The organism is Bradyrhizobium archetypum, assembly GCF_013114835.1.
Taxonomy (GTDB): domain Bacteria; phylum Pseudomonadota; class Alphaproteobacteria; order Rhizobiales; family Xanthobacteraceae; genus Bradyrhizobium; species Bradyrhizobium archetypum.
This window is the reverse complement of sequence record NZ_JAAVLW010000002.1, coordinates 18,115-39,723: the sequence shown is the minus strand read 5'-3', so window position 1 is coordinate 39,723 and position 21,609 is coordinate 18,115. Positions and strand designations below refer to the sequence as shown.

Genomic DNA, 21,609 nt, shown 5'->3' with positions numbered 1-21,609 from the left:
AATCCATCGTCCCGCTTGCGGCGCTATGGATTGCTTCGTTGCGCTCGCAATGACGTCAAGGCAGCGTGCCTCCACTCACATCGTAGCCCCAAGCACCCACGGGGCGAACTCAGCGCTGCCGAAGTCGAAACTCTCGCTTTTCGTCGGCTGGCCCGACGCCGTTTTCAGCATCAGCTCGAAGATGCGCTGGCCGCATTGCTGCACGGTCTCCTCGCCGTCGAGGATGGTGCCGCAATTGACGTCCATGTCATCTTCCATGCGCTTGTACATCGGCGTGTTGGTGGCGAGCTTGATCGACGGCGCAGGCTTGCAGCCGAACACGCTGCCGCGGCCCGTGGTGAAGCAGACGAGGTTGGCGCCGCCCGCGACTTGGCCTGTCGCCGCAACCGGGTCGTAGCCGGGCGTGTCCATAAAGACAAAACCCTTCTTGGTGATGGGCTCGGCGTAATTGAGCACGTCGACCAGGTTGGTGCTGCCGGCCTTAGCCATCGCGCCGAGCGACTTCTCCAGGATCGTCGTGAGGCCGCCGGCCTTGTTACCGGGGCTCGGATTGGCGTTCATCTCGGCGCCTTCGCGCCTGGTGTATTCCTCCCACCAGCGCATCAGCCCGACGAGCTTCTCGCCGACCTCGCGGCTGACCGCGCGTCGGGTCAGGAGATGCTCGGCGCCATAGGTCTCCGGCGTTTCGGAAAGAATCACCGTGCCGCCGTGACGCACGAGCAGATCGCTCGCCGCTCCCAAGGCCGGGTTGGCCGACACGCCCGAGTAGCCGTCGGAGCCGCCGCATTGCAGGGCCACCGTCAATTCGCTCGCGGGCACGGGCTCGCGCTTCACTTTATTCGCATCCGTCAGCGCCTCCTTCACGAAGGCAATTCCGACCTCCACCGTCTTGCGGGTGCCGCCGACTTCCTGGATGTCCATTGCACGGAGCCGCCCGGCAAGCTTCTGCTCCTCCATCAGCCCGCCGATCTGGTTGACCTCGCAGCCAAGCCCCAGCACGATCACATGGGAGAAATTCGCGTGCCGCGCATAACCGCCGAGCGTCCGCCGCAACAACGCCAACGGCTCGTTCTGCGTCATGCCGCAGCCGGTCTTGTGGGTCAGCGCCACCACGCCGTCGACATTCGGGTAGTCGGCCAGCGGATTATCGCCGGTGAACGGATTCTTCTTGAACATGTCGGCCACGATGCCGGCGACATGGGCGCTGCAATTCACCGAGGTGAGGATGCCGATATAGTTGCGCGTCGCCACGCGGCCGTCGGCGCGGCGGATGCCGTCGAAGGTTGCCGGCAGATCGAAGTTCGGGACTGGCTTGACGTCGACCCCGTACGCATAGTCCTTGGCGAAATCGCCCATGCCGCAATTCTGCGTATGCACATGCTGGCCCGGCGCAATCGGCGCGATGGCAAAGCCGATGATCTGGCCGTAGCGGCGCACCGGCTCGCCCACGGCGATCGGCCTGATCGCGACCTTGTGGCCGGCCGGGATCCGCTCGGTCGTGGTGACGCCGTCCGCCACCACCATCCCCGGCGGCAGGCTCGCGCGCGCGATCAGCACGCCGTCGTCGGGATGTAGGCGGATAACGGGGGCCGGGGTGGTCATGGGGAAGTCTCCTGAAATCAGCGAATAGCGAATGGCGAGTAGCGAATAGTAGATACCGTTACGCCGCTCTCCATCCTCTATTCGCCATTCGCTACTCGCTATTCGCGTTGCTTACGCCTTGCCGGCTGAATCCTTGCGGGTCTGGTTGACCTGCATCCTGGCGTAGGTGGACATCAGGCCGACCTCGTTCGACAGCGTCACCAGTTTGAAGCCCATGTTGATCGCGCGCACCGCGCCTTCGGCGCCGGAGCAGTGGATGCCCGGATTGAGGCCGCGCTTGCCGCACTCCTTCACGATCTTCTCGTAGATCTGCAAAATCTCCGGCTCGTCGCGGTCGAGCTTCGGCACCAGGCCATAGGAGAAGCCAAGATCGGAGGGGCCGATATAGACGCCGTCGATACCCTCGACATCGAGGATCCCTTCCATGTTCTCCACCGCCGTCCTGGTCTCCATCATCGGCAGCAGCACGATCTCGTCATTCGCGGTCTTCTGGTACGAGCCGGCGGTGCCGTACATGCCGGCGCGGATCGGGCCGTTGGATCGGACGCCCTTCGGCGGATATTTGGCATAGGAGACGAGGTTCTTGGCTTCCTGCGGCGTGTTGACCATCGGGCAGATCACGCCATAGGCGCCGCCGTCGAGCACCTTGCCGATGATGCCGGGCTCGTTCCAGGGCACGCGGACCATCGGCGTCACCGGATGGGCATTCATCGCCTGGAAGCACTGGACCATCGAGAGGTAGTCCTGCACACCGTGCTGCATGTCGACGGTGACGCTGTCGAAGCCGCATTGCGCGATCACTTCGGCCGAAAAGCCGGACGGGATCGCGAGCCACGCGTTCACCACGGCCTTGCCGGAGGCCCATGCTTTTTTGACGTTGTTGGTTGTCATTGATCGCTTTTCCTTTGTGATCGTTGCAATTGCTGGATTCGTGGAGTGGATTAGCTGGTCGCGCGCTGGATCGCGGCCTCGCTGACGCCGACCTCGCGGGCGGTGTTCACGATCGCGGCCCAGGTATCGTCAGGCAGTGGCACGCCGTTCTTCGTCCGCTCGGCGCGCGTCTTGCGCTCGGGATCGCCTGGCACCAGCACGGACTCGACGCCGGCAATCGGCTTGGTCTGGCGGATAAAGTCGGTATAGCGTGAGACTTCGTCATCGAAGAAATTGCTTGTGTCGATCACCTTGGGATCGACATAAAAGGAGAGCATGCCGTTGGCGAATTGACGGCCGCCTGAAGTTGCGCCGGTGCCGGTCAGCGCGCCGCCGAGCAGTTCGCAGATGAAAGCGAGCCCCGAGCCCTTGTGCTCACCAAAGGCGCGGATCGCGCCCGTTCCCTTGGTGTGGTCGCGCGGCCCGTCCGGTGTGTAGGGACCGTAGAGCACGGACGGCTCCTCGCTCAGCGTGCCATCGGCGTCAACCAGCGCACCGGGCGGCAGCTTCTTGCCGCCGCGGCTGGCCACCAGCACCTTGCCCTCGGCGACAATGGAAGTGGCAAAATCGAGCACGATCGGATCCTGCTCCTGGCGCGGAATGCCGACGCAATAGGGCGCAGTCGAGAGCCGCTTCTGCACGCCGCCGAACGGCGCCACCAACAGCGAGCCCGCGGCGTTGACGAAGTGAACCGACACCAGCCCTTCGGCGGCGGCCATCTCGGCCCAGTCGCCGACGCGGCCGATATGCCCGGCATTGCGCAGCGCGATCGCCGACAGCCCGGCCTTCTTGCACTTCTCAATGCCGGTCCGCACCGCGAACGGCGTCACGGTCTGGCCGTAGCCGAACTTGCCATCGACTACCGCGAGCGACGGCGTATCGACAATGATCTCGGGGGTCTGGTTGGGAACGACATTGCCGGTCTTCTTCCAGCGGATATAGACCGGCACGCGGATCACGCCGTGGCTGTCATGGCCAGTGAGATTGGCGGTCGTCAGATAGGTCGCGATCCTTCTGGCTTCTTCGGGCGAGGATTCCGCATGCGAGAAAACCTCGGCAACGAAATCGATGAGATTGTTGACTTGTATGATGACCATATCTGGATTTTAGCCCTTGTCCTCGCGTCGGGAGGTCCGGTTGATCAGCGGCGAACCCCAAAACTCCCACGCCGGTTTTCATGACCGGCTTGGCTGGCACTTTGAGCTAAAAATCGCGCGCGTGTCTACCGCTTCAGTCGCATTTGACAAATGATTGCAATCATTTGCACGGCCGCTATGCATCGGGCCATTAGCATCATGCAAATTTGCGCTTACTCGTCGGCTTCGACCTCGCCCTCGCCTGCTACCTCCATCGCGGCGAGGCTGCGCTCCAGTTCGCCCAGCATGTCCTGCAGTTCGGCGAGCTTGCGCGCGCCATAGCGATGGGTGATCTCGGCGTAGATCGCCTCCGAGGTCGGCGCCACGGCCTCGATCAGCTTCAATCCCTTGGACGAAATCGACACCTCACCGCGCCGCAGATCGGCCTTGGCGATCCGCCGCTCGATCAGGTCGCGCGCTTCGAGATCGCGGAGAATGCGCGACAGGCTCGGTCCCAGCAGAAAGGCCACCCGCGCCAGCTCGGTTACCTCGATGGTGTCGACCGCGGTCAATGCGCGCAGGATCCGCCATTGCTGCTCGGTTAGGCCATGGCTGCGCAAGGAGGGACGGAACTGCCGCATCACCGCTTCACGGGCGCGCAAGAGCGACATCGGCAGCGAGCGGGAGAATTCGCGCATCGGCACGCGGCGGGGCTCGGGTGTTCCCTCCTGCTCCGAGCGCGATCCGTTCGGCGATTTCCTGCCTGCCATTTTCAGTGGTCCTGCCTTCGGGGAATCCTCGATCCAAGGGAAGGATAAAGTTTTGCGGCGCAACAAGCACCAAATCAGTTTGCGCCGGATAACTTAACATGTTAATCAAATTTCAGCACCTGCCTTTTGCTGATCGAGCCGGACGCCCATGGCCCTTTCCCGAGACAAAATCCGAAGTGCTGCCGAGCGGCTCGATCGCGCCGAAAAGACCCGCACGCAGATCCGCCAGCTTTCGCTCGAACATCCCGCCATAACGATCGAGGATGCCTACGCTATTCAGAAAGCCTGGGTCGAGATGAAGCTCGCGCGGGGACGCGTCGTGAAGGGCCACAAGATCGGCCTGACGTCGAAGGCGATGCAAAGCGCGCTTAATATCGACGAGCCCGACTCCGGCATCCTGCTCGACGACATGTTCTTTGCCGATGGTGGGCTGGTGCCGTCGGAGCGGTTTATCGCCACCCGCGTTGAGGCCGAACTGGCCTTTGTGATGAAGTCGCGGCTGGCCGGGCCGGACTGCACGATGTTCGATGTGCTCAACGCCACCGACTTCGTGGTTCCCGCGCTGGAGATTCTGGACACGCGGGTCGAGCGGATCGATCCGCAGACCAAGGCTAGCAGGAAGATCTTCGATACAATCGCTGACAATGCGGCGAATGCCGGCATCGTGCTCGGCGGGCGGCCGATCCGCCCGCTGGATGCCGATCTGCGCTGGATCGGCGCGCTCTGCTTCCGCAATGGCCAGCTCGAGGAAACCGGGCTTGCGGCCGGCGTTCTCAATCATCCCGCCACGCCGGTGGCCTGGCTTGCCAACAAGATCGCACCGAACGGACTGGCGCTGGAAGCCGGACAGGTGGTGCTGGCGGGGTCGTTCATCCGCCCGATCGAGGCCCGCAAGGGTGACACGATCCAGGCCGACTATGGCCCTTACGGCTCGGTGAGTTGCTACTTCGCCTGACGCTTCCAAGAGAGTTGGAGCCATCGCAACATGCCGCACTTCACGATTGAATATTCGGGCAATCTCGATCGCCATGTCGACATAGGCGCGGTGGTGGAACTGGTTCGCAAGGCGGCGGTCGAGACCGGCATCTTCCCGCTCGGCGGCATCAGAGTCCGTGCCATCAGATGCGAGCATTATGCGATCGCCGATGGCCGGCAGAATTATGGCTTCCTCGATATGGTGCTCCGCCTCGGCGAAGGCCGCGACCTCGCCATCCGCAAGAAGGCGGGCGAGCATATCTTCAACGCCTTGTCGGCCTATCTCGATCCGCTGTTTGCGAGCGAGAAGTTCGCGCTATCGTTCGACATGCAGATCAACGACAAGGAAACAAGCTGGAAACGCAACAACATCCACGAAGCTCTGAAGGTGGAGAGTATCAATGGATAAAGTGACACCTAAAGACGCCTTTCAGGCCAACCGCGACCGCGCAGCCCCCCTGCTCGCCAAGTTAAAGAGCGAGGGGATCGGGCACATGATCGACGGCAAGACTGTGCCGTCGGCATCTAGGCAGACGTTTGAGACCAAGTCGCCGGTCGACGGCGCGGTGCTGGCGTCCGTCGCGCGTGGCAATGCCGAAGACATTGACCGCGCTGCAGCCGCAGCCGCGACCGCCTTCAAATCCTGGCGCGAGGTCTCGGCGGCCACGCGGCGGAAGCTGCTGCATCGCGTCGCCGACGCGATCGAGGACCATGCCGACGATATCGCGGTGCTCGAATGCATCGACACCGGCCAGGCTCACCGCTTCATGGCCAAGGCCGCGATCCGGGCGGCAGAGAATTTCCGCTTCTTCGCCGACAAGTGCGGCGAAGCCCGCGACGGCCTCAACACGCCCTCCGAGGAGCACTGGAATATTTCGACCCGGGTGCCGATAGGGCCGGTCGGCGTGATCACGCCGTGGAACACGCCGTTCATGCTGTCGACCTGGAAGATTGCACCGGCGCTCGCGGCCGGCTGCACCGTCGTGCACAAGCCGGCGGAATGGTCGCCGGTCACGGCGGACCTGCTGGCGAAGCTTGCGAAACAGGCCGGCCTGCCCGACGGCGTGCTCAACACCGTCCACGGTTTTGGCGAGGAAGCCGGCAAGGCGCTGACCGAGCACCTCGCGATCAAGGCGATCGGCTTTGTCGGCGAGAGCACGACGGGTTCGGCGATCATGGCGCAGGGCGCCCCTACCCTGAAGCGCGTGCATTTCGAACTCGGCGGCAAGAATCCCGTGATCGTGTTCGAGGACGCCGATCTCGACCGCGCGCTCGATGCCGTCGTCTTCATGATTTATTCTCTGAACGGCGAGCGCTGCACTTCCTCCAGCCGGCTGCTGGTACAAGAGTCCATCGCCGGAAAATTCATCGAAAAGCTCGGCGCGCGGGTGAGGGCGCTGAAGATCGGCCATCCGCTCGATCCCGCCACCGAAATCGGGCCGCTGATCCATGAGCGGCATCTTGCCAAGGTCTGCAGCTATTTCGACATCGCACAGAAGGACGGCGCCACCATTGCAGTCGGCGGCCGGCCGCATGACGGTCCCGGCGGTGGCCATTACGTGCAGCCGACGCTCGTCACCGGCGCGCACTCGAAGATGCGGGTGGCGCAGGAGGAAGTGTTCGGCCCGTTCCTGACCGTGATCCCGTTCAACGACGAGAACGACGCGATCGAGATCGCCAACGGCGTGCAATATGGCCTGACCGGCTACGTCTGGACCGGCGACATGGGCCGCGCGCTGCGCGTCGCGGATGCTCTCGAAGCCGGCATGATCTGGCTGAACTCCGAAAACGTCCGCCACCTGCCCACCCCGTTCGGCGGCATGAAAGCCTCAGGCATCGGCCGCGACGGCGGTGACTACTCGTTCGACTTCTACATGGAAACCAAGCACGTCTCGCTCGCGCGCGGGACGCACAAGATTCAGAGATTGGGAATCTAATTCACCGTCGTTCCGGGGCGCGAAGCGAACCCGGAACCTCGGGATTCCGGGTTCGGTCCTGCGGACCGCCCCGCAGTGACAGCGAATCCGAGGAAACCACATGCCCGTTCCGACCCATATTTTCGACCCGCCTTTCAACATCATCCGCTGCAGCCATGCCGTGCTCGACGTTGTCGACCTCGGCAAAAGCCGAGCCTTCTACGAGAACACCGTCGGCCTCCATGTCGAGGACGCCGATGACAAGGCGGTGTACCTACGCGGCAGCGAGGAACATCAGCATCACTCGCTGGTGCTGCGGAAAGCCTCTACTGCCGCCTGCAGCCGGCTCGGCTTCAAGGTCGGCAATGACGGCGACCTCGACAAGGCTGCCAGCTTCTTTTCCGAGAACGGCATCGCTTACGGCTTCGTCGACCAGCCGTTCCAGGGCCGTACGCTGCAATTCACCGATCCCGCCGGCTTCCAGCTCGAGCTCTATGCATCGATGGAAAAACGCCCGCATCTGCTCCGGCGCTACGACCTCTACAAAGGCTGCCATCCGCAGCGGCTCGATCATTTCAACGTCTTTGCGCCGGAGGTGCAGAACACCGTCAACTTCTACGCACGGCTCGGCTTCCGGCTGACCGAATATGGTGAGGAGGACGGCCCGAACGGCCGCATTGCGGCTGCCTGGATGCATCGCAAGGGCAATGTCCATGACCTCGCCATCACCAATGGAAAGGGCCCTCGCCTGCACCATATCGCCTATTGGACGCCGACCGCGATGAACATCCTGCATCTCTGCGACGTCATGGCCTCCAGCGGCTATCTGAAGAACATCGAGCGCGGCCCTGGCCGCCACGGCATCTCGAACGCGTTCTTCCTCTATATCCGCGACCCCGACGGCCATCGCCTCGAACTCTACACCAGCGACTATTTCACCGGCGACCATGACCACGAGCCGCTGCGCTGGTCGCTGAAGGACCCGCGCCGGCAGACGCTGTGGGGCGCGCCCGCGCCACGCTCCTGGTTCGAGGAGGGTTCGCCTTTCGCCGGACAGGCGGTGCGCGAACCGGCCTTCGTCGCCGACGTCACGATTGCGGATTGATCGGATAGCGTATGGCTCATCCCCGCCTAGCCACCTACACCGTCAACGGCGCGCCGAAGTACGGCGCCGTGACCGACGCCGGCATCGTCGATCTCTCCGCGCGCTTCGGAAAGGAGTATCCGACACTGCGCGAGGTGATCGCGGCCGGCGCGCTGATGAAGCTCGCCGACGAAGGCGCGCGGCACGCGCCGGATCACGGGTTGGATGCGATCGCCTGGCAGCCGCCGATCCCCTCGCCGGAAAAGATCATCTGCATCGGCGTCAACTACCCGGATCGTAACGCCGAATACAAGGACGGGCAGGACGCGCCGAAATATCCGAGCATGTTCATGCGGACGCCGCGCTCCTTCGTCGGCCACAATGCGCCACTGGTCCGTCCGCGCGCTTCCACGCAGCTCGATTACGAGGGCGAAGTGGTGCTGGTCATCGGCAAGCCCGGCCGGCATATCAAGGAGGGTGACGCGCTGGACCACATCGCTGCCATCACGCTCTGCAACGAGGGCACGATCCGCGACTGGGTGCGGCACGCCAAGTTCAACGTCACGCAGGGCAAGAACTTCGATTCCACCGGCAGTCTCGGGCCGTGGATTGTGCCATACACCAGTGAGAGCCAGATCGCTGACATCCGTTTGACCACGAAGGTCAATGGCGAGACCCGGCAGGACGACCGCACCGGGCGGTTGATCTTCGGCTTCCGATACCTCATCAACTACCTCTCGACCTTCACCACGCTGGTGGCAGGCGACGTCATCGTGACGGGCACGCCGACCGGCGCCGGTGCGCGGTTCGACCCGCCGTGCTACCTCAAGCCTGGCGATGTCATCGAGATCGAAGCCGAGGGCGTCGGTGTGCTGAAGAACGGCGTGATCGACGAAGCCTAAACTGCAAGCGAGTGGATAGTGCAATGACCTCAACTTCCGGCGGCGAAGCAATCGTCAACGGCCTCGTCGCGCATGGCGTCGATACCGTGTTCGGCCTGCCCGGCGCGCAGATCTATGGCCTGTTCGACGCCTTCCATCAGGCGCAGTTGAAAGTGATCGGCGCACGGCACGAGCAGGCCTGCGGCTACATGGCCTTCGGCTATGCGCGCTCATCGGGCAAGCCGGGCGTATTCAGCGTGGTGCCCGGCCCCGGCGTGCTCAATGCGAGCGCGGCATTGCTCACCGCGTTCGGCTGCAACGAGCCGGTGCTCTGCCTTACCGGACAGGTGCCGACAGCGTTTCTCGGCAAGGGCCGCGGCCATCTGCACGAGATGCCGGATCAGCTCGCGACGTTGCGCACTTTCGTGAAATGGGCCGAGCGCATCGAGTATCCCGATGCGGCGCCTTCCGTGGTGTCGCGCGCGTTCCAGGAAATGCTGTCGGGACGCCGCGGCCCGGTATCGGTTGAGATGCCGTGGGACGTCTTTACGCAGCGCGCGCAGGTCGGCCCTTCAGAGGTGTTCGATCGCTTCCCCGCACCGCAGCCCGATCCCGACCGCATCAAGGCCGCCGCCACGCTGATCAAGGATGCGAAGCGGCCGATGATCTTTGTCGGCAGCGGCGCGATCCATGCACGTGAGGAAATCCTCGAACTTGCCGAGATGATCGACGCGCCGGTGGTGGCGTTCCGCAGCGGGCGCGGCATCGTCTCCAACGCGCACGAACTCGGACTGACCATGGCGGCGGCTTACAAGCTCTGGCCGAATACCGACTTGATGATCGCGATCGGAACCCGCGCCGAACTGCCGACATCCGGCTTCCGCTGGCCATATCAGCCGAAGGGACTGAAATCCGTCCGCATCGACATCGACCCGGCCGAGATGCGCCGGCTTGCATCCGATGTCGCTGTTGTCGCCGACGCCAAGGCCGGCACGGCCGATCTCGTCGCCGCCGTGAAGAAGGTGGGCTATGCGAGGACCAGCGGCCGGCGCGGCGAGATCCGCGAGGCGACCGCGGCGGCGCTTAGCGAGATCCAGAAGGTGCAGCCGCAGATGGCGTATCTCAACATCCTGCGCGAGGTGTTGCCGGCGAATACCATCGTGACCGACGAGCTGTCGCAGGTCGGCTTTGCCTCCTGGTACGGCTTTCCAGTCTATGAGCCGCGCACCTTCATCACCTCGGGCTATCAGGGCACGCTCGGCTCGGGCTTCCCGACCGCGCTCGGCGCCAAGGTTGCCAACCCCGACAGGCCGGTGGTCGCGATCACCGGCGATGGCGGCTTCATGTTCGGCGTGCAGGAACTGTCGACCGCCGTGCAGTTCAAGATCGGCGTGGTGACGCTGGTGTTCAACAACAACGCCTACGGCAATGTCCGCCGCGACCAGCGCCAGCATTTTGACGGCCGCGTGGTGGCTTCCGATCTGGTCAATCCGGATTTCGTGAGACTAGCGGAATCATTTGGCGTGGCGGCAGCGCGTGTTACTTCGCCGGATCAGTTCAAGCCCGCGCTGCAAAGGGCGCTGGCCGATGGCGGGCCGTATGTGATTTCGGTGGAAGTGCCGACGGATTCCGAAGTGAGCCCGTGGGCGTTCATTCACCCGCCGAAGCCGTGATTTAGGCACGCCGTTCCGGGGTTCTTCCCTTCTCCCCTTGTGGGAGAAGGAAGATCACCGCACCTTGCGGAATGTCAGATTGATCCGCTGCCGCCCCATGACGGGATGCTCGCCGTCGGCGAGCGGCGCGACGCCGTGGAAGAACAGCCGCGACGGGCCGCCCCAGACCACGACGTCGCCATGCTCAAGCCGATAGCGTGCAGTCTTGTCGGCACGCTTCGGGCCGCCAAACAGGAAGGTTGCCGGCAGCCCGAGCGAGACCGAGACGATGGGCGCACCAAAATCAAGCTCGTCCTTGTCCTGATGCAGCGACAGCTTCGCGCCTGATACATAGCGGTTGATCAGGCAGGCCTCCGGCCCGTAGCCGTCGAACCCGGCGTCCGCCGCAGCCTCGGCCGCTAGTCTGCGCAGCACAGGCGGCATCGCCGGCCACGGCTGTCCGGACCCCGGGTCGATGGCGTCATAGCGATAACCGGTGTGGTCCGACACCCAGCCGACACTGCCGCAATTGGTCATCGCGACCGACATGCGGTGCCCGCCCGGCGTGACCAGATGCCGGAACGGCGCCTGTTTGACGATCGAGCGCAGTGCCGGAAGCAGCTCGGCTTCGAACGGCCTGGCAAAACCGCGCAGCAGCACCGCGCCCTCCGCCATCGCCTCGCGCGATGCGCGCGTGTCGCCAACGCTCTCGAACAAATCCGCAGTCAATTCAGCCCGCACTCATTTGGCGTCGTGAAAGATCACGCCGAGGGTGTGGCGATGGCCGGAACGGATCCGGCTGACGCCGTGGCGCAGATTAACGCGATAGGGCCCGCGCGTCCCCTGCACCGGCCGATGATGCACAGCAAACGCTACGGCATCGCCCTGCCTCAGCGGCACGACCTCGGGTCGCGACTGCATTCGCGGCCGCTGTTCCGTCAGCACGAACTCACCGCCTTCGAAATCGCGCCCCGGTTCCGACAGCAGGATCGCGACCTGCAACGGAAACACGTGCTCGCCGTAGAGATCCTGATGCAGGCAGTTGTAGTCGCCTTCGCCATATTGCAGCAGCAGCGGCGTCGGCCGTGTCTGCCCGGCATCATGGCAGCGCTTCAGGAACGCTGCGTGCCGGTCAGGGTAACGGATGTCGATTCCCATCGTCTCGTTCCAGCGATTGGCAATGCCGCAAAGCCGCGCATAAAGCGCGGGCCGCAACTCCGCAATCAGCTTCGGCAGCGGATAGGCAAAGTATTTGTATTCGCCGCGGCCGAAGCCGTGGCTTCCCATCACGATTCGGCTGCGGAAATGCTTGTCGTCGGGATAGAGCGCCGCCAGCACGGCGCATTCGTCCGGCGACAATAATTCCTTCAGGACGGCGCAGCCCTGCGCGTCGAGCTCGGCATTTACCTGCGTCCAGTCGATGGCGTCGACGCGGCCGGCGATGTTGGGCGGATGGTCGATATTTCTGGCGGTTGCTCTCATGGCGGGCAGTCTCGCAGATGGCCTCGGAGCCAACCACCCGATTTCCGACGAGTTCCATCCCCGTCATTGCGAGCGCAGCGAAGCAATCCACACCTCAGTTCGGGAATAGCTGGATTGCTTCGTCGCTTCGCTCCTCGCAATGACGCGGTTAAAGCGGGCCGTCAGCCCAACACCGGCATCGTGATCACATCATAGCCGTGGCTGATCTTCCGCTTCAGCACGGGATCCTCCAGTTCGAACTCGAAGCGATCGGCTGGGCGGATGCCGCCCTTGGCCGCAAAGGTGCCACCGAACATGGCGCAGCCGTCTGGCAGGCCTTTGCCGCCGAAGCCGCGCGCGATCAGTTCCTTCACCGGCAGCATCGCATCCAGCGTGCCCTCCTGGTAGAGCACGCGGGCGCCGCCGATCGTGGCCCAGGAGCGCAGGATCAGCCGGTCCCAATGCGCGATGACTTCCTCCAGTTCCCACAGCACCGGGGCCACCGGCTTGTCGCACATCTGCTTGGAGACGGTGACGCTGTAACTCTCGACCTTGCGGTCGGTATGGTCGGAGCCGCAGCCGACGAAGATGCGGCCCTGCCAGCCGATCAGCACGAACTCGACCTCGCCGCTGGAGTTTTCGCCGGAAACCTCGATACGATCGTCCTGGGTGATCCGCCGCGCCGAACAGCGATAATAGATCGGCGTGGTCGCGGGGCGTGCGATGCCGATCGCTTCGAGCTCGGCGATGTGCTTGTCGCGCGCCACCGGATCGCGCCCGGTCCAGCCGGCAATCACCGCCTGATCGATCGCGAGCGTCAGCGGCGTCAGCATGCCCTTGTCGTCGACGTTGAAGGTCAGATCAAACACGGATGATGTCCTCCATTCCGGCTGCGAGTTCGAAGATGCGGCGGTCCGAACCGCCCGCAGCAGCCAGCATCAGCCCGACCGGCATCTCGCCTTCACGGTGCGCCGGCAGCGAGATCGCGCAGCCGTCGAGCATGTTGATCAGCGTGCAATTGCGCAAGGAGCGCAAATTCTGCGTGGCGAAGGCCTGATCGTCGGCGAGGTCGGCAATTTTGGGCGGCGTATTCGCGGTCGTCGGCAGCACCAGCGCGTCATAGGGCGCGATGCGCTGTTCGGTTCGCGCGATGAACGAGCGTCGCGCGCCTAGGATATCGATATAATCGGCCGCACCGATGCTTTCGCCGCGCAGGATGCGGACGCGGACACGGGGATCGTAGACGTCTCCCTTGTTCGCGAGCAAATAGCGGTGCCAGGCGTAGCTTTCGGCGGCGGCAAATCCGCCCTTGCTGTTCATCACCAGGACGTCATGGAACTCCGGCACCTCGATCCGCTCGATCAAGGCGCCCTGGCGCGACAGCGTCGTGAGCGCGCGCTCGAATGTTTTCGCAACCTCATCGTCGAGATCGTCGAGCGCAATGGTGGTCGGTACCGCGAGCCGCATGCCCTTGACCAGCCGCGGCCGTAACGATTGCACGGCTTCATCGGCCAGCACGGCATCGAGCGCCGCGCAGCAGGCAACGCTGCGCGCCAGCGGCCCGAAGCTGTCCAGCGAGGATGACAGCGGCACGCCACCATCGAGCGGCACGCGGCGCTGCGTCGGCTTATAGCCGACGATGCCATTATAGGCCGCCGGAATCCGGCAGGAGCCACCGGTATCGGTGCCGAGCGCGCCATAGGCCATGCGATCGGCGATCGATACCGCAGCCCCCGAGGACGAGCCACCGGGCACATGCCCGACGCTGCGATTGAAGGCGCTCTTCGGCGTGCCGTAATGCGGATTGATGCCGATGCCGGAATAGGCGAACTCGGTCATGTTGGTGCGGCCGATCACGATGAAGCCGGCCCGCCGCAGCCGCGCCACGACAGGCGCATCGGCTTCGGCCGGCGCGGAATCCTCAAGCGCCCGTGACCCTGCGCGCGTCACCTGCCCCTTGATGTCGAACAGATCCTTGATCGAGACGGGAATGCCGGCATAGGGCGACGGCGCCGCATTGGCTTTGCGTAAATGATCCATCGCATCGGCGGCTGATAGCGCGGCGTCCCTCTCGACGTGGATGAAGGTGCGCGCGCCCTCACCTGCAGGATCGGCAATGCGCGCGAGACATTCCTCGACTAGTCTGCGCGCGGTAGTGCGTCCGGCATTGAGATCGGCGGCGAGGCTCGCAAGCGTCGGATGGTCGGGCATGGCGCTCTTGTTTGACTGGACCGCTTCCGGAGTGGAAGCGATTTACCGTGGGGCGGACTATCTCCGATGACAGGCTGGCATACAAGCGCTCTCGGGCGCAGGAATGCGGCCATGCAGTCAACGCCGCCGCTGGACCGTTGACGGCGCACAGTCCATGTCGCATCAAGATTGCAACAGCTAAGCAAACGCTCGACTTCCCAAGGAGAAATTGCCGACATGGCCGAGCCCGCCCGCGCGAGACCGAAGCCTACACCCGAAACCCAACATTTCTGGGATGGAACGCAGGCCGGCGAATTGCGTCTGCAGCGTTGCGACGCCTGCGCCAATGTCTATTTCCCGCCGCGGCCGTTCTGCCCTTCCTGCGCCTCACGCAAGGTCAGCGTGTTCAAGGCGAGCGGCAAGGGCAAGCTTTACAGCTATGTCATTAACCACCGCCCGGCGGCGCCCGGCTTCACCCCGCCTTACGCCATCGCCGTCGTCGAACTCGACGAGGGCCCGCGCATGATGAGTAACATAATCGATTGCCCGCAGACGCCGGAGGCGCTGGAGCTCGATATGAAGCTCGAGGTCGCCTTCGAGAAGCTCGACGACAAGATCACCCTCCCGATGTTCCGTCCGGCGAAAGGGTAGGCATCATGCGAAAGAAACAAGTCGCCATCGTCGGCGCTGCCGAGACCACCGAACTCGGCGTCATCCCCAACATGTCGCAGATCCAGCTGCACGCCGATGCCGCACTCAACGCCATCGCGGACGCCGGGCTCAAACTGTCCGATATCGACGGTATCGCGACCGCTGTCGAAACGCCGCAGCAAATCGCGCACTACCTCGGCATCACACCGACCTGGGTCGACGGCACCTCCGTCGGCGGCTGCTCGTTCATGCTGCATGTCCGCCATGCCGCGGCCGCCATCGAGGCCGGCCTCTGCAAGACCGTGCTGATCACCCATGCCGAGAGCGGCAAGTCGATGATCGGCAAATTGCCGCGTTCGATCCCCGCCGATAGCCTGCAGGGCCAGTTCGAGGCGCCGTTCGGCGTGTACGGCCCGCCCAGCATGTTCCCGATTCCCGTGCTGCGCTTCATGAAGACCTACGGCATCACCCATGAGCAGCTTGCCATGGTCGCCGTCGTGCAGCGCGAATGGGCCGCGAAGAATCCGCGCGCGATGATGAAGGAGCCGATCACGGTCGCCGACGTGCTCAACTCGCGGATGATCGCCTACCCGTTCCGCCTGCTGCAATGCTGCCTCGTCACCGACGGCGGCGGCGCGCTCATTCTCACTTCGGCCGACCGCGCCAAGGACTTTCCGAACAAGCCGGTCTATATCCTGGGCACCGGCGAGAGCGTGGAAACGCCGATGGTCAGCCAGATGGAGACGTTCAACTCCTCGCGCGCCTTCAAGGTGGCAGGCCCCACCGCCTTCAAGGAGGCCGGCATCGCCCACAAGGACGTGGATCATGTGATGATCTATGATGCCTTTGCGCATCTGCCGCTGTATGGCCTCGGCGATCTCGGCTTCATGCCGCATGAAGAGACCGGCAAGTTCATTGCCGACGGCCACACCCGCCCCGGCGGCAAGCTGCCGCTCAATACCAATGGCGGCGGCCTCTCCTACATGCATTCGGGCATGTACGGCATGTACGCGCTGCAGGAGAGCGTGCGGCAGATGCGCGGCATCGCGCCGGCGCAGGTGCCGAATGCGAAGATCTCGGTCTGCCACGGCGTCGGCGGCATGTTCGCCGCCAGTGGCACGATCATCTTTACGAACGAACGCTAACCCCTCCGTCATTCCGGGGCGCGCGTCAGCGCGAACCCGGAATCTCGAGATTCCGGGTCTGGTGCTACGCACCATCCCGGAATGACGGAAATAACAGGAGCCTCCAATGGCAAAATCACTGCAAGACAAAGTCATCATCGTCACCGGCGCAGGCCGCGGCATCGGCCGGGAGATCGCGCTACTCTGTGCCGCGGAAGGCGCCAAGGTCGTGGTCAACGATCCCGGCAGCGCCGCCGACGGCGCCGGTTCGAGCGCGGCTCCCGCCGAGGAGGTGGTCGAAGAGATCAAGAAGCGCGGCGGCACCGCGGTCGCGAACTTCGAGTCGGTGGCCGAAGCGATCCCCGCCAGCAAGATCGTGAAGACTGCGACCGATCATTTCGGCCGGCTCGACGGCGTCGTCAACAATGCCGGCATCTTGCGCGACATGATCTTCCACAAGATGAGCGTGGAAGCGTTTGAGGCCGTCATCAAGGTGCATCTGATGGGCTCGTTCTACGTCTCTCATGCCGCAGCGCGGCTGTTCCGCGAACAGGAGAGCGGCTCCTTCGTGCATTTCACCTCGACCTCGGGCCTGATCGGCAATTTCGGCCAGGCCAACTACGCCGCGGCCAAGCTCGGCATCGTCGGCCTGTCGAAGTCGATCGCGCTCGATATGGGCCGTTTCAACGTGCGCTCGAACTGCGTCTCGCCGTTCGCGTGGACCCGCATGATCGGCACCATTCCGACCGAAACCGAGGCCGAGAAGGCGCGCGTGGCGAAAATCCAGCAGATGGGACCGGAGAAGATCGCGCCGGTCTGCGCCTATCTGCTCAGCGACGCCGCCAAGGACGTGACCGGACAGATCTTCGGCGTGCGCATGAACGAGATCTTCCTGTTCAGCCAGAATCGTCCACTGCGCTCGGTGCAGCGGAGCGAAGGCTGGACGCCGCAGACTATCGCCGAGCACGGCATGCCGGCGCTTGCGGGATCGTTCTACAAGCTCGACCGCTCCGCAGACATCTTCACTTGGGATCCGATCTGAGGAAGATCTGCACACGGCCGTCCCTGCGTTCGTATGCGTTCGCAAGGGACGACGACTATTTCGCCATCTCTGATTATTCCATCTTCAGCCGCCCGCTTTATGCCGGAATGCGGGCTGATGCTTTTCCTCCCAACAAAAATACACGGGAGGAAATCATGACAACCTCACTGACCATTTCCGATTCCCAGGAACCGGGCGGCGGTTTCGACCGCCGCAAGATCCTGACCGGCGCGGCGGCGCTTGCCGCCTCGGCCGTAACGATGAGGACGGCTTCTGCCGCCTCGGTGGCACCGCTCGGCCAGACCGGGGCGCCGACCACGGCAACGCAGCCGCTGCCGCTCGGCCCGCTGCCCGGCGCCCGCTATCCGGATGCTCGCCTGGAGTCCATGAAGAAGCCGAGGGTTTCGTTCGGGCCGACCGGTTTCCCCGCCTTCGCCGGCACCATGGCAGTCGAGCGGGTCGCGACCGGCTTCCGCTGGGCCGAAGGCCCGGTCTACTTCGCCGCCGGGCGCTACGTGCTGTTCTCCGACATTCCCAACAACCGCATCATGCGCTTCTCGGAGGATGACGGTCATCTCAGCGTCTATCGCCAGCCGTCGATGAACTCGAACGGCAACACGATCGATCGCGAGGGACGCCTGATCACTTGCGAACACAGCGGGCGTCGGGTCACCCGGACCGAGCTCGATGGCTCGATCACGATCATCGCCGACAAGTACAATGGCAAGAAACTGAACTCACCGAACGACGCGGTCGTCGCGGCCGACGGTTCGATCTGGTTCTGCGACCCAGCCTACGGTATCGGCGGCTATTACGAGGGCATCAAGGCCGACCCCGAACAGGAAAAGAAGAACGTCTACCGGGTGGATCCGAAATCCGGCGACATCAAGGTGGTGGTCGACGACTTCGTGGAGCCGAACGGCCTATGCTTCTCGCCTGACGAGAAGAAGCTCTATATCTGCGATACCGGCTTCACCGACGGGCCGGACAACCCGTCACATATCCGCGTGTTCGACGTGGATCTTGCGGCCGGAAAGCTTTCGAACAGCAAGGTCTTTGCGGACATGCCCAAGCCCAGCATTACCGACGGGCTGCGCTGCGACACCGCTGGACGCCTTTGGTGCTCCGTGGGCTGGGGCGATCCGAATGAGGACGGCGTGCGCTGCTACACGCCTGACGGCGATCTCCTCGGCAAGATCCACATCCCGGAAACGGTCGCCAACCTGTGCTTCGGCGGCCAGCAGCGCAATAGGCTCTACATCTGCGGCTCGTCATCGCTCTATGCCGTCTACACCAGTGCACAGGGCGCGCTGAAGCCGTGAGGGGTACGCCGTCATTCCGGAGCGACGCGAAAGCGTCGAACCCGGAATTTCGAGGTTCCGGGTTCGCGCTCACGCGCGCCCCCGGAACGACAGTGATCAAATCCACTTACCCGCTATTCCGCAGCCCCGCCGAGATCCCGTTGATCGTGAGCTGAATCCCGCGCAGCACCTGCTCGTCCGGACTATGCGAGCGATGCTCCTTCAGCAGCTCCACCTGCACGTGGTTGAGCGGGTCGAGATAGGGAAAGCGGTTACGGATCGAGCGTTCCAAAAGCGGATTGCCCTGCAGCAGCCGCTCGTGACCCATGATGTCGAGCAGCGTCTCGATCGAGGCATGCCATTCGCGCCGGATGCGCCCAAAAATGCTCTCGCGCAACTTCACGTCCGGCACCAGCTCGGCGTAGCGCGAGGCGATCGCGATCGAACTCTTGGCGAGCACCATGTCCATGTTTGACAGCAGCGTGCGGAAGAACGGCCATTCGCGGTAGAGCTCCTGCAGGAACGGCATGCCCTGCTCCGGATGCTCCGCGATCCAGGTTTCGACCGCCGAGCCGAAGCCATACCAGCCCGGCAGCATCAGCCGGCATTGCGCCCAACTGAACACCCAGGGTATGGCGCGAAGGTCCTCGATCTCGCGGGTCTTCTTGCGCGACGCCGGGCGGCTGCCGATGTTGAGCGTCGAGATTTCGGTGATGACGGTGGAGCCCCAGAAGTAATCGGCGAAGCCCTCGGTCTCATAGACCAGCCCGCGATACGCCTTGAACGCCAGCGCCGACAATTGCTCCATCGCGATCAAATATTCTTTGCGCGGCGCACTCTGCCTCGGATGCAGCAGGCTCGCCTCCAGGGTAGCGGCGGCGAGGATTTCCAGATTGCTACGGCCGACCTCAGGGTTGGAATATTTGCTGGAGATGATCTCGCCCTGCTCGGTGATGCGGATCTGGCCGTTCACCGCGCCGCCAGGCTGCGCGATGATGGCGTCATAGCTCGGCCCGCCGCCGCGGCCGACCGACCCGCCGCGGCCGTGGAACAAGCGCAGCCGGACGTGGTGGCGCTCGAACACCTCGACCAGCCCGATCTCGGCCTTGTAGAGCTCCCAGCCCGAGGTGACGAAGCCGCCATCCTTGTTGCTGTCGGAATAGCCGAGCATCACTTCCTGAATGCCGCCGCGGCTGTCCACCAACCGGCGGTAGTCGTGCAGTGACAGCATCCGGTCCATGATGGCGGAGGAGGCTTGCAGGTCCTCGATGGTCTCGAACAGCGGCACAATGTTGATGGCGCTGCGGCCAGACGGGTTGATGAGCCCGACCTCCTTCAGCAGCACCGCCACCTCCAGCATATCGGACATGCCCTTGCACATGGAGATGATGCACTGGTTGATCACGTCGGCGCCGAATCGCGCATGCGCCTCGGCGGCGGCGCGAAACACCGCGAGTTCGCCCTGCGTTTCCTCGCTGTATTTGACGAAGGCGGAGCTCAGCGGCCTGGCGCTGCGCAGTTCGCTCAATAGCAGGTTGAGGCGCGCCTCCTCGTTCAGCGCCATATAGGACATGCCAGGGATCGCCGCGTCGAGCAATTCGGTTACGGTGCGCTCGTGCACCGCGGAATTCTGCCTGATATCGAGCCGCGCGAGATGGAAGCCGAAGCAATCCACAGCGCGGCGCAGCAGCCGCAGCCGGCCGCGCGCGATCACGCCGGAATTATTGGCAATCAGCGAGCGATCGAGCACGTCGAGATCGGACTTGAACTCCTTCGCGCTTGTATAGGGCGCAGCCTCGCCGACCGGCGGGCGCCTGGTCTCGACGTCCAGCCGCGCCGCGGTCGCGGTCAGCCGTGCATAGATGCCCGAGACGGCCAGACGATAGGGTTCGCCGCGCCGATGCGGCGACGTGTCGGGCGAGCGCTCGGCCAGCGCGCGCAATTCGTCGGAAATGTCGGCAAGGTGCGCCGCCAGCGACAATTCCGAGCCGAGGACGTGCAATTCCTCGAGATAGAAGCTCATGATGCGGCTGGACTGCAGGCGCAGCGTGCCGCGCATGACGTCAGCGGTGACGAACGGGTTGCCGTCGCGGTCGCCGCCGATCCAGCTTCCCATCGTCAGGAACGAAGCCAGTTCGCCCGGCGTACCGCCCTCCTCCTGATTCAACCGGTCTTCCAGTGCGCAATGCAGCCGCGGCACTTCATGCAGGAAGGTATAGTCGTAGAAAGACAGACCGTTGCTGACCTCATCGAGCACGTTCAGCTTGGTCCGGCGCAACAGGTTGGTCTGCCACAGCGTCAGCACGGCGCGGCGCAACTGCTCGTCGCAGGCCTCGGCTTCTTCCGGCGTGAGCTGCATCCGCTCGCGGCGGTCGAGCAGCGCCGCGATTTCCATCTCGCGGTCGAGCGTGCTCTTGCGGCGGACTTCCGTTGGATGCGCGGTCAGGACCGGGCTGACGAGCGCATCCCTGAAAAAACGCCGCAGGTCGCCGGCGCTGAAACCGGCCGTCTTTGCATGCGCCAGCGTCTGCGTGAGCATGCTAGGCCGCGGTCCGCCGGCGCCGCGTCCGCGCATCTGGCGAATGTTGTTCTGGTCCTCGGCGATGTTGGCAAGATGCGAGAAATAGCTGAAGGCGCGGACGATCCGCACGGTGTCGCTGATCGACATGCTGTCGAGGATGGTCTCGAGCTCCCGCCGCGCCAGCTTGTCTTCATCCCGGTGGAACCGGATCGAGGTCTGCCTGATGCGTTCGACCAGGTCGAAGACCTCAGCGCCCTCCTGGTCGCGCACGGTGTCGCCGAGAATGCGCCCGAGCAGGCGGATATCCGTCCGCAGCCGGGCATCCTCCTCCTGCGCCAGCGCCTCATCGCTGCGGCTGGACCGGATCTCGGTCTGGGACGGGATGGTCTGGGAAGACATCGGCCTCGCACCCTCAGAAACGGTCCGGCTATCC

19 protein-coding genes are annotated in these 21,609 nt (G+C 63.9%); 10 read left to right on the top strand and 9 right to left on the bottom strand.

Features of this window, described 5'->3' with window-relative positions:
* Positions 1 to 75 precede the first annotated feature (75 nt).
* The 4 genes from HCN50_RS04735 to hpaR all read right to left on the bottom strand — a co-directional run bounded on the left by HCN50_RS04735 (position 76) and on the right by hpaR (position 4,378).
* Positions 76 to 1,602: a D-arabinonate dehydratase gene (locus HCN50_RS04735; protein ID WP_171708485.1), complete on the bottom strand. Its 1,527-nt coding sequence runs from the start codon at positions 1,600 to 1,602 to the stop codon at positions 76 to 78.
* Positions 1,603 to 1,713: 111 nt separating this feature from the next.
* A complete protein-coding gene (locus HCN50_RS04730; protein ID WP_171708484.1) occupies positions 1,714 to 2,493 on the bottom strand; it encodes an HpcH/HpaI aldolase family protein in 780 nt (259 codons plus the stop codon).
* Positions 2,494 to 2,543: 50 nt separating this feature from the next.
* Positions 2,544 to 3,629 (bottom strand): malate/lactate/ureidoglycolate dehydrogenase, encoded by a 1,086-nt coding sequence (locus tag HCN50_RS04725; RefSeq protein WP_171708483.1) that lies wholly within the window; start codon positions 3,627 to 3,629, stop codon positions 2,544 to 2,546.
* Between the two features lie 212 nt (positions 3,630 to 3,841).
* The gene (gene hpaR / locus HCN50_RS04720; protein WP_171708482.1) at positions 3,842 to 4,378 is read right to left on the bottom strand and encodes a homoprotocatechuate degradation operon regulator HpaR; all 537 of its coding nucleotides are present in this window, start codon (positions 4,376 to 4,378) and stop codon (positions 3,842 to 3,844) included.
* A gap of 148 nt (positions 4,379 to 4,526) precedes the next feature.
* On the opposite strand from hpaR, the gene hpaH reads away from it, so the two are divergent.
* From hpaH to HCN50_RS04690, 6 genes are all read left to right on the top strand, one after another.
* Complete coding sequence (gene hpaH / locus HCN50_RS04715; RefSeq protein ID WP_171708481.1) at positions 4,527 to 5,333, top strand: 2-oxo-hept-4-ene-1,7-dioate hydratase; 807 nt, start codon at positions 4,527 to 4,529, stop codon at positions 5,331 to 5,333.
* Positions 5,334 to 5,363: 30 nt separating this feature from the next.
* Positions 5,364 to 5,762: a 5-carboxymethyl-2-hydroxymuconate Delta-isomerase gene (locus HCN50_RS04710; RefSeq protein ID WP_171708480.1), complete on the top strand. Its 399-nt coding sequence runs from the start codon at positions 5,364 to 5,366 to the stop codon at positions 5,760 to 5,762.
* On the top strand, positions 5,755 to 7,290 hold the full coding sequence (hpaE, locus tag HCN50_RS04705) for a 5-carboxymethyl-2-hydroxymuconate semialdehyde dehydrogenase (RefSeq protein ID WP_171708479.1): 1,536 nt from the start codon (positions 5,755 to 5,757) through the stop codon (positions 7,288 to 7,290). The genes HCN50_RS04710 and hpaE overlap by 8 nt, the downstream gene beginning before the upstream one ends.
* 100 nt (positions 7,291 to 7,390) lie before the next feature.
* Positions 7,391 to 8,374: a 3,4-dihydroxyphenylacetate 2,3-dioxygenase gene (hpaD, locus tag HCN50_RS04700; protein WP_171708478.1), complete on the top strand. Its 984-nt coding sequence runs from the start codon at positions 7,391 to 7,393 to the stop codon at positions 8,372 to 8,374.
* A gap of 11 nt (positions 8,375 to 8,385) precedes the next feature.
* On the top strand, positions 8,386 to 9,255 hold the full coding sequence (locus HCN50_RS04695) for a fumarylacetoacetate hydrolase family protein (RefSeq protein ID WP_171708477.1): 870 nt from the start codon (positions 8,386 to 8,388) through the stop codon (positions 9,253 to 9,255).
* Positions 9,256 to 9,278: 23 nt separating this feature from the next.
* Positions 9,279 to 10,907: a thiamine pyrophosphate-dependent enzyme gene (locus HCN50_RS04690; RefSeq protein WP_171708476.1), complete on the top strand. Its 1,629-nt coding sequence runs from the start codon at positions 9,279 to 9,281 to the stop codon at positions 10,905 to 10,907.
* Positions 10,908 to 10,961: 54 nt separating this feature from the next.
* Here HCN50_RS04690 and alkB read toward each other — a convergent pair whose 3' ends face one another.
* The 4 genes from alkB to HCN50_RS04670 all read right to left on the bottom strand — a co-directional run bounded on the left by alkB (position 10,962) and on the right by HCN50_RS04670 (position 14,558).
* Positions 10,962 to 11,615 carry a DNA oxidative demethylase AlkB gene (alkB, locus tag HCN50_RS04685; RefSeq protein WP_171708475.1) on the bottom strand — a complete coding sequence of 218 codons (654 nt, stop codon included), beginning with the start codon at positions 11,613 to 11,615 and terminating at the stop codon, positions 10,962 to 10,964.
* A 12-nt stretch (positions 11,616 to 11,627) separates the two neighbouring features.
* The gene (locus HCN50_RS04680) at positions 11,628 to 12,368 is read right to left on the bottom strand and encodes a 2OG-Fe(II) oxygenase (RefSeq protein WP_171708474.1); all 741 of its coding nucleotides are present in this window, start codon (positions 12,366 to 12,368) and stop codon (positions 11,628 to 11,630) included.
* A gap of 161 nt (positions 12,369 to 12,529) precedes the next feature.
* Positions 12,530 to 13,216: a DUF2848 domain-containing protein gene (locus HCN50_RS04675; RefSeq protein ID WP_171708473.1), complete on the bottom strand. Its 687-nt coding sequence runs from the start codon at positions 13,214 to 13,216 to the stop codon at positions 12,530 to 12,532.
* Positions 13,209 to 14,558, bottom strand: coding sequence for an amidase (locus HCN50_RS04670; protein ID WP_171708472.1), 1,350 nt, complete (start codon positions 14,556 to 14,558; stop codon positions 13,209 to 13,211). Before HCN50_RS04670 ends, HCN50_RS04675 begins: the two co-directional genes overlap by 8 nt.
* 216 nt (positions 14,559 to 14,774) lie before the next feature.
* Here HCN50_RS04670 and HCN50_RS04665 point away from each other — a divergent pair, with 216 nt between their 5' ends.
* The 4 genes from HCN50_RS04665 (at position 14,775) to HCN50_RS04650 (ending at position 18,676) form a co-directional block, all read left to right on the top strand.
* On the top strand, positions 14,775 to 15,188 hold the full coding sequence (locus tag HCN50_RS04665) for a Zn-ribbon domain-containing OB-fold protein (RefSeq protein WP_171708471.1): 414 nt from the start codon (positions 14,775 to 14,777) through the stop codon (positions 15,186 to 15,188).
* Between the two features lie 5 nt (positions 15,189 to 15,193).
* Positions 15,194 to 16,333, top strand: coding sequence for a thiolase C-terminal domain-containing protein (locus HCN50_RS04660; protein ID WP_171708470.1), 1,140 nt, complete (start codon positions 15,194 to 15,196; stop codon positions 16,331 to 16,333).
* A 106-nt stretch (positions 16,334 to 16,439) separates the two neighbouring features.
* Positions 16,440 to 17,354, top strand: a complete 915-nt coding sequence (locus HCN50_RS04655; RefSeq protein WP_171708469.1) for an SDR family oxidoreductase — start codon at positions 16,440 to 16,442, stop codon at positions 17,352 to 17,354.
* A 386-nt stretch (positions 17,355 to 17,740) separates the two neighbouring features.
* The gene (locus HCN50_RS04650) at positions 17,741 to 18,676 is read left to right on the top strand and encodes an SMP-30/gluconolactonase/LRE family protein (protein WP_210264814.1); all 936 of its coding nucleotides are present in this window, start codon (positions 17,741 to 17,743) and stop codon (positions 18,674 to 18,676) included.
* A gap of 106 nt (positions 18,677 to 18,782) precedes the next feature.
* Here HCN50_RS04650 and ppc read toward each other — a convergent pair whose 3' ends face one another.
* Complete coding sequence (gene ppc, locus HCN50_RS04645; RefSeq protein WP_171708467.1) at positions 18,783 to 21,575, bottom strand: phosphoenolpyruvate carboxylase; 2,793 nt, start codon at positions 21,573 to 21,575, stop codon at positions 18,783 to 18,785.
* Between the last annotated feature and the right edge of the window lie 34 nt (positions 21,576 to 21,609).